The organism is Teichococcus vastitatis, from assembly GCF_003604215.1.
GTDB classification, from domain to species: Bacteria; Pseudomonadota; Alphaproteobacteria; order Acetobacterales; family Acetobacteraceae; genus Pseudoroseomonas; species Pseudoroseomonas vastitatis.
Window position 1 is genome coordinate 1 of sequence record NZ_QXGS01000067.1, and the last position, 8,175, is coordinate 8,175.

Annotated in this window: 7 protein-coding genes and 1 pseudogene; 2 read left to right on the forward strand and 6 right to left on the reverse strand. The window is 63.6% G+C overall.

Translation table 11 applies throughout. The features are described 5' to 3' along the window. A partial coding sequence (locus tag D2K64_RS22215; protein WP_162306235.1) for an MCP four helix bundle domain-containing protein occupies positions 1-418 on the reverse strand: 418 nt, incomplete at its 3' end. Between the two features lie 426 nt (positions 419-844). Between D2K64_RS22215 and D2K64_RS22220 the strand changes: the two genes are divergently transcribed. Beyond that, a complete protein-coding gene (locus tag D2K64_RS22220; protein ID WP_157986039.1) occupies positions 845-2,017 on the forward strand; it encodes a carbohydrate porin in 1,173 nt (390 codons plus the stop codon). Positions 2,018-2,353: 336 nt separating this feature from the next. On the opposite strand, the gene D2K64_RS22225 is transcribed toward D2K64_RS22220, so the two are convergent. From D2K64_RS22225 to D2K64_RS22250, 5 genes and pseudogenes are all read right to left on the reverse strand, one after another. Next, positions 2,354-2,671 (reverse strand): hypothetical protein, encoded by a 318-nt coding sequence (locus D2K64_RS22225; RefSeq protein WP_157986040.1) that lies wholly within the window; start codon positions 2,669-2,671, stop codon positions 2,354-2,356. 591 nt (positions 2,672-3,262) lie between these two features. Beyond that, entirely contained in the window at positions 3,263-4,276 is a 1,014-nt protein-coding gene (locus D2K64_RS25760) for a methyl-accepting chemotaxis protein (protein WP_306418951.1), read from the reverse strand. 129 nt (positions 4,277-4,405) lie between these two features. Next, positions 4,406-4,951 (reverse strand): annotated as a pseudogene (locus D2K64_RS25765) (MCP four helix bundle domain-containing protein); the annotation flags it as partial. A 415-nt stretch (positions 4,952-5,366) separates the two neighbouring features. Next, positions 5,367-6,542 carry a PAS domain-containing sensor histidine kinase gene (locus D2K64_RS22245; protein ID WP_238384373.1) on the reverse strand — a complete coding sequence of 392 codons (1,176 nt, stop codon included), beginning with the start codon at positions 6,540-6,542 and terminating at the stop codon, positions 5,367-5,369. Next, positions 6,526-7,362, reverse strand: coding sequence for an alpha/beta fold hydrolase (locus D2K64_RS22250; protein WP_238384374.1), 837 nt, complete (start codon positions 7,360-7,362; stop codon positions 6,526-6,528). Before D2K64_RS22250 ends, D2K64_RS22245 begins: the two co-directional genes overlap by 17 nt. 543 nt (positions 7,363-7,905) lie before the next feature. On the opposite strand from D2K64_RS22250, the gene D2K64_RS24740 reads away from it, so the two are divergent. Further along, positions 7,906-8,175, forward strand: a 270-nt coding sequence (locus D2K64_RS24740) for a hypothetical protein (protein WP_157986042.1), incomplete at its 3' end; no start/stop codon positions are given.

Below are 8,175 nucleotides of genomic sequence, written 5' to 3' on the forward strand. Positions count from 1 at the left end.
CACTCTGGACCATCGATGCAAAGCCCTGCTCCGCAGCCTGGAAGCGCTCCCAGCCAGCCCGGATGCCGTTGGCAAGCTGCTGCTCCTCACCTGGATCAATGCTCGCTTCGTAATCCGCGAAGTGCCTGTTGAACATTCGACGTGCTTCAGCGCTCTTGCTGGCCAAGTCAGCCTGACCCTCCGCTGTCGGCGTGATCAGCAGCAACCCGTCCGTGACACGGATCCGCTCGATCTGCGTGCCCATCGCGGAGAGCTGCCGCAGGCCCGTAACATTGTCATTGATCGAGTCAGTGGACGCATTGAGGTGCTTCACCTCGGCCATGGCATACAGGCCGAGGGCCATCCCGCAGCAAAGAACAATGGCGAAAGCCGAGATGACCTTGGTGCGGATGCTGATGTTCTGGAGCAGGTTGGCCACTGAAGATCCCCAATGCTTAGATGTCACGTTGCCCAAGCAGGCATAGGATCTGTTAGGCAGCATAAGCTTAATGAGAAGTAAGCGTCTGAGAGCGAGCGGAGCCTCAGGCGAACTCATCCATTGGTGGCCGCAGTGCCACTATCCTGGATGAACCAGGAGCATGTTTGGCCGCCGGCTCAGTACTGATGGCACAGCTCCACAAATTCGAAACAGTTTTGGGGCTCTTCTGGCAGCGCAACTGGAAGTCAGCGCATCATGGAACGGCTACCTCTTCCCACCCGCCGAGTTCTGCTTCTGGCGCTCCTTGTGGGCGGAAGCGTTGTCGGGATGATGCGTCCGGCCGCCGGGCAGGATGTGCCGGAACCAGAGGAAGCCTGTGAGGAGGGCACAGCGTTAGTGTCTGGGCTATGTGCCAGCACAGGCTTCGTGGTGGACGCGCTTGGCAATCTGCGCGGCGGATCTCGACGCGGCGTCTCTGCAGTTGCCCAGATCCGCATGGGTGTGGAAGCCGAGCTGGGGCGGTTGGCAGGACTTGAGGGCTGGAGTCTCGGCAGCAATGCGATTGGCCTGTATGGCAAGCAATCGGCGGACACGCTGACCGGCAGCCTCACAGCGCCGAGCAATGTGGAGGGCGTCTCCACGCTGCGGCTGAACGAGTTGTGGCTGCAATGGCGGAGAGAAGGTTGGAGCTCTCTGCGCTTCGGGCAACTGGCGGCAGACAGTGAGTTCGCGGTGGCCGATTCAGCCTTGAACCTTGTCAACGGCACTTTCGGCTGGCCTCTGGCACTAGCCGAGGCACTACCCGCCGGCGGGCCGGCCTATCCACTGGCTGTTCCTGGCATGCGCGTTGAACTCGGTGAGCCGGAAACCGACCTCGGTGCTCGCTTCGGCTTGTTCGCCGGCAATCCCGGTGGCCATTACGCGGCGGAGACGGACCCGCAGCGGCACAATCGCTACGGGACTACCTTCAGCACCACAGGCGGCGCTTTTATGATCGGCGAGGTGGTCGCAGGGCCCGCCAAACTGAATGCCGGATCGCGTCCCTGGGTGGCCAAGCTCGGCGCTTGGTACCACACAGGCGGGTTCGACGCCCAGCGGCAGGACACCAATGGCCTTTCTCTCGCCGACCCTGCCAGCAGCGGCGAACCCCAGCTCTATCGCCATAATCTGGGCGCCTACCTGGTTGGCGAAGCCACCCTGTGGCGGAGCAAGGAGCAAAGCCTGGCTGTTTTTATGCGCGGTTTTACGCAGCCGGCGGATCGCAACCTCGTTTCTTTTCAGGTCGATGCTGGCATGACCTGGACAGGCGCCTTCGGGCGTAACAACGACACCCTGTCATTCGGTGTGTCGCAGGCTCGCATCGGGCATGATGCGCGGAGGCGAGATCGGGATCTACAGGCTTACGGCGAGGCGTGGCAGCCGGTGCGTGATTACGAGACGGTGGTCGAAGTGAATTATGACCGGCCGATCGGGCCGTTGCACCTTCGTCCGCTGGCGCAATGGTACATCCACCCCGCCGCAGGTGCACCGAATGGCGCCACAGGCCGCAGTCTGCACGATGCTGTGCTGGTGGGCATGCGGGTTCAGGCCTCCTTCTGAGTACTCTTAAGCGCCCAGAAAGCCGGATTAGGGCTGATCTGCCAGTTTATAGATCTCGCAGATCAGCGCCGCTGCAGTGGATCGCAAGTGAGGGGTGAGTAAGCATCAGTTCGCCGCGGTATGCGCGGTATTCCGGATCAGTTATGCCTGGTGGAGCGTAAGGAAGTCCCGGCCCCCTACATCTGGCCGGCGCCGCGCAGATTAAGGCGATGGTTGTTGACGTCTTATGCAGCTTATGGCTGCATGAATAGATCTGCGGCAGGCTGAATTTCCGCAGCACGTAAGCCGTCCGGCAAGACCAAAAGGGTCATGGCTGGGCGGCTCTAAACCCCGGCACTACGCCGTTTGCGTCAGGCAGACCGCAGTGACTGGAGCCGTAGCAGCCGCCGGCAGGATAACCGCCATCAGCGCATGGCAGAGCCGCTGCTCCTCCGGTGACCATTCACCCCGGCGCAGGCGAACAACCTCGCCATGCATCACTCCCTCTGCCGGCCGGAAATGCTGCTCCACCTCCCGCAGCCAAGCATCGTCGTCACCGGACAGCGCCGCCCGGCACAGCAGGCTCCGGTACTGCCGCGCCACGCTCGCCGGCATGAGGGCCAGCGTCGCCAGAACGGTGGCCACGTATTCCAGATCGATCTCTGCCAGTTGCACGGCATGCTTCCCCACCAACGACTTCTGCCGAACTCACGATCCGCGAGTTGTGCGGGATCACGGTGAGCCATTCGTGAAGATGCGGTGCCGCGAGTAGAAACCCTGCTTCACAGCAACTCTATTCTTCAACATGGATAGAAAGTGCCGCTTAAGACATTCGACAACTCCGCGTCGCGTGATCTGAGCAGCCGAGAAGGGAGCACGAGGTCAGCTTCGCCCAGACATCGACTTCGGCGGGCGCGGTGGGCACGCCAAGGACGCCCACGCGGCGCTTGCAGACACCGTCGAGCGCGTGGTCAAGCAGCTGCGCCGCAGCAAGCGGGCCAAGCGCGAGGACAAGCCCAGCAATCCAGAGAAGGACACACCTTTCGGCTACATAGGTAGTGCGTCGCGGAGCCGGACGGGGTGCTCGGGCTCTTCGACGGCGCCGACGAAGACCTCGAGCGTGGCGAGGCGGAGATGATTGCAGATCCTCCGCCCAAGGCCCTGCGTCACCGCGGCAGAACGCGCGGACTGCCGCTCGCAGCCGAGTAGTGCTGCCCGGCCAGCGGCGCTCCCGATGAGGGAGAGCGCCGCGGCCAATCCTGCGTCTTAAGCGGCGCGAACTTCGCTCAGGAAGCCCCCGACCTCGGCCGAGAGTTTCTCCGAGCTTTTGGAGAGTTCGGCGGCGGCGGACAGCACCTGTGAGGAGGCGGCGCCTGTTTCGCCGGCGTTGCGGCTGACATCAGCGATGTTGCGGCTCACCTCCTCCGTCGCCCGCGCCGTGCCCTGCACCGTCCGGGCGATCTCACCGGTTGCGGCGCTTTGCTCCTCCACCGCGGCCGCGATATTGACCGTGATGGCGCTGACCTCGTCGATGGTGGCGGCGATCTCCTGAATGGCCTGCACCGCCGCCGAGGTCGCGCCCTGGATCTCGGCGATCTGAGCGCTGATCTCCTCGGTGGCCTTGCTGGTCGCCTGCGCCAGGCTCTTCACCTCGCTCGCCACGACGGCGAAACCCTTGCCAGCCTCGCCAGCCCGCGCCGCCTCAATGGTCGCGTTCAGCGCCAGGAGATTGGTCTGCCCGGCGATATTGGTGATCAGGCCCACCACTTCGCCAATCTTGTTGGCAGACTGCGCCAGGGCGCGCACGGTGCTGTCGGTGGCGCGCGCATTCTGCACCGCCCGCCCCGCGACCGAGGTAGCCTGCGCCACCTGGCGGCTGATTTCGCCAATGGAGGCCGTCAGCTCCTCGGTCGCCGCAGCCACGGTTTGCACTCCATTGCCGGTGGACTGCGCGGCCGTGGAGACCGTGCCTGCCTGCGCGTTGGTCTGCTTGGCGATCTGCGACATCGACTGCGCCGTGGCTTCCAGCTCCGTCGAGGCGGAGGTCAGATGGCCGGTAAGCGCATTGACCGTTCCCTCGAAGCCGCGAATCAATGCGCCGAGCCTCACCGCGCGGCGTTCCTTCGCAACCTGCTCCCGCGCCTGCTCCGCCGCCAGCTCGTCTGCCTGCCGCAGGCCAGTGCGGCATTCCTCGATCGCACGCGCCATCTCGCCGATTTCATCCTGCATGCGGTGGCCAGAAAGGGTGAAGCCGTAATCACGGCTGGCCAGGCGGCGCATGCTGACGGAAAGGTCTACCACCCGCCCCGCAACGTTGCGGTTCAGCCAGAAAGCGGCAAGCAGTGACAACACCGCGGCCAGAGCCGTTGTCCCGAGGGTGACAATAAGCGTGTGAGAATAGGCAGTATCTGCGGAGCTGACTTCCCGCTGCGCCGCCTGGTCGCTGAAGTCAACCGCGGCGCCAAGGGCAGTACGGAGACGCGCGGAATAGGAGGCCAAATCAACGTTGTAGAACTGCCCAGCGGCGCGGATATCCCCGGCCTCAACCAGCCCTTGCAGCTTTGGCTCCTGGCTCAGATAATCATTCCAGGCGGACCGCAGTGCCTGTGCGAGCTGCTGCTGCTCGCCAGCCCGTACCAGCCGGTCGTATTGTCGCCAGCTTTCCTCCAGCTCAGTGGCTGTGGTGCGGACGCGCTGATTCACTTGAGCCCGGCTTTGAGCGTCAAGCGACAGAATGACCGAACCTTACAGCTGCCGGTAGCGGGTCATGCCCTGGCCGATCTCGCCCAAGATGCGCACCGTCGGAAGTTCGCTCTTGCCGATCCGGTCTGCTGCGGCGTTCAGTTCACCGGCTTGATACAGACCGGTGCCACCCACCGCCAGCATGATCATGAACAGCGTGCCAAAGGAGGCTGCCAGCTTACCTTTGACAGTTAGTTTTGAAAGGAATGACATCTGTGATACCTGAGGATGAGATGGCCATTGCGTAAGCCTCGGCGCTTTCCACTTAAGATAAACAACAGTGATGAATAAATCGCTTTTGGCTGGAGCGACGAGACCCAATCAATCTTCAAAATCTACCGCGTGGATGATGGCGACTGATGTCGCGGAGGATAAGGCAACCGGCCTTCAGTGCAGCGAACTTTCCGGCAGGCAAATGACTGTACAATACGCTCGGTGACGAACTGAACGTTGCCGACAATGGTTGTGGCAATGGCCTATCAGCGGCCCGGCAGGAGCGGTGATCCAGGCGTTATCTTGAAGGTGGGCACCCACGCCATACGATCAGGCAATCCGCCCTCACGTGAGGCGGCAGCCGCAGGGCCCTTCGTGATCTCTGTCTTAGGCTCATCGCCCCGGATCCATCAGCCTATTCAGGGCCAAAACGGAGTCTCACATGGGTGCCGCCCTCCGTGGACGCCTCGGCGCGGAGCTCGCCGCCGTGCAGCGCCACGATCCGGTAGGCCACCGCCATGCCGAGACCCGCGCCCTCGAGACCGCGGTTCAGCACTCCCGAGCCATCAAGCGGGGCCTGCAGACCGGCAAGGGCCTCGGGCGCGAGGAGCAGGGTAGAGCAGGACACCTCGAGCCACGCCGGCTCGTCTGAACAGTGGAGGTGCAGCTTCGCGCCTGCTCCGGCTCGACGAGCCAGCTCCCGCACGGTGCAGGCGATGGCTTCCGCGGCGAGCTCCTCGTCGAACACGGACATGCCCTCCTCTCCGTCATCCAGCACGGCCGTCACGCCCTCCCGCTCCAGCACGGCCGCAGTGCGCGGCAGCGCACTGCGGCAGGCCCGGCGCAGGCTCGCCCGGCGCGGATCGAAGCGCTGCTCCGCCTCGCTGAGCCGCGCGTAGTACGTCGCGTCCTGCAGCAGCTCGAGGAGGTGAGCCGAGGCGGCCACGACATCGCGGGTCCACTCGACCGCAGGTACGGCGCGCCCTTCCACCGCCGCCTCCGCGAGCAGCTCGGCGAAGCCGGCGATGATCCCGATCGGTGTGCGGAACTCGTGGTTCATCGCGGCGAGAAAGCGGGCTTTGGCACGATCGGCAGCCTCCGCGGCGGCGAGGGCCTGCCGGGCTTCCGCCGCAGACCGCTCCGCCTGGTCACGCGCCTCGATCAATCGGGTCTCGTAGCGCCGGTACGCGGTCGCGTCGAAGAGCGTCGTGCGGGTCAGGAGTGGCGCGCCGTCGCTCGCGTGCCGCACGACGGAGTTCACCAGGACCGGCAGACGGGTCCCGTCGACGCGCACCAACTCGAGGGCAAGACCGTCCGCGGCGCCGGCCGTTCGGAGCAGGGGAATGTGACGAGTGGCGTGGGCGATCCGTCCGGCGGGCGAGAGGAGGTCATCGAGCCGGCGAACACCGGCGAGATCCGCCGCCCGGTGGCCCGTCCAGCGGCAGAGCGTGCGGTTGAGCCGCAGGATCGGCCCATCGATCCCCTGACTGGAAAGGTAGCCAAAGGGCGCCTCCTCGTAGAGGTCCTCCGCGCTCTCGGCGGTTGACGGCAGGTCACCGCCCGCCCGCCCGGCCTCAGGCGAGTTCGTCATCGGCATCCATCAGGAAGGTCCCGATCGCGGCTGCCGTCTCCTCCGGAGCGCTGAGATGTGGGCAATGGCCAGAAGTGTCGAGAACGACGAGTTCGCTGCCGGCTAAGTGCCGGTGGACGTAGTCACCGACAGCGGGTGGAGCGATGGTATCATCGGCCGATTGGATCACCAGGGTTGGGGTCCGCACCCGCCCGAGGTCCGCGCGATTGTCGGAGGTGAAGGTGACCCGCGCGAAGTGCCGCGCCACCCGCGGGTCGACGCGACAGAAGCTTTCGGCGAGCTCACCCGCGAGTTCCGGACGCTCGGGGTTGCCCATGATGGTCGGCGCCATTGCCCGCGCCCACCCGTCCTGGTCGGCGTCCAGCAGGGCGAGCAGCGAGTCGATATCTTCTCGTGTGAAGCCGCCTACGTAGCCATCGTCGTCGATGTAGCGCGGCGAGGGGCCGATCAGCACGAGATGGGAGAAGCGCTCGGGCTCGCGCACCGCGGCGAGGACCCCGATCATCGCACTGACGGAATGGCCCACGAACACCACCGGCTCTGACCCTAGAGCACGGCAGATCGTGAGAACGTCATCGGCGTAGCCGTCGAGCGTTGCGTAGCGGTGAGCGTCGTAGGGAGCCCGGCTGCGGCCGGACCCGACGTGGTCGAAGAGCGCGGTGCGGTAGCGGTTCTCGAATTGAGGTGCGACCAGTCGCCACATCGAGGCGTCGCAGCCGTAGCCGTGGGCGAAGAGCATTGTCGGACCGGAGGTCCCTGCAAGGCGAAGATTGTAGCACTCGAAGACCGGATCGGCGCCGGCTCGGATCGAAGAAGACAACGCGGCCGTTCCTGTATGCCCTTGGTAGCTTGAGCGAACTTGCTCCTTCTATCCAGCAACAAACAATCCGGGGCAGAAAGATACAGCCAGAAGTTGAAAAACTTCGCAATGCTGCTCCGCAGATTTCAGTGCCTTGATGCCTCGGGTCGGCGTCGCATCGGCTATGGGCGCCGCTCAGACGCGGACGACGGCTCGGGCACATCGGTGCTGCCAGAGTGGCGCTCCCATAGGCATGATGAGCTTGCCCGGTATCCCATACGCTGTGTCGTCGAGCCCCCTTCCGTCTCTCATGAATCTAGCATACATGCGCTTCGCATCCGATAAATTTGCTTTTAAGGGGGCAGGTCAGTCCTGCCATGATCGCCGCCTCCGCTACCGCGGGTAAATGAATCAGGTCGACGCCTCAGCCGCGAAGTTTTTCGAAGTGTCCAGTAGACAGATCACCGGCTGGTGTTCCGAGTTCCTGGCCGAGATTCATCCATTTGCAATGGTTCGTAGCACATAACCACGTCCAATCTCATCAGATGGACATTGTCTTCCGCCATGCCGATTGAACTACGCAGGATCATTTTGGCCCCCGCTGAAACTCAGCAAGCCATCGATTCGTTCCGCAGAACAAATCCTGATGTGATGCCTGCCGGTCTGGTGAAAGGCTTCTTCCTCAAGGGCAGCGCTGAAGAGGTCGAACTTGTTATCTCACTCGGTGGCTTCGCCCGATCGACTCAGCCAGTTTCTGATTTTGTCCTGAAGGGTCATCAGCTTACTGGTATGTTAATTAAATTCTGCTTAGAGAACAACATCCCGGTGCCTCGC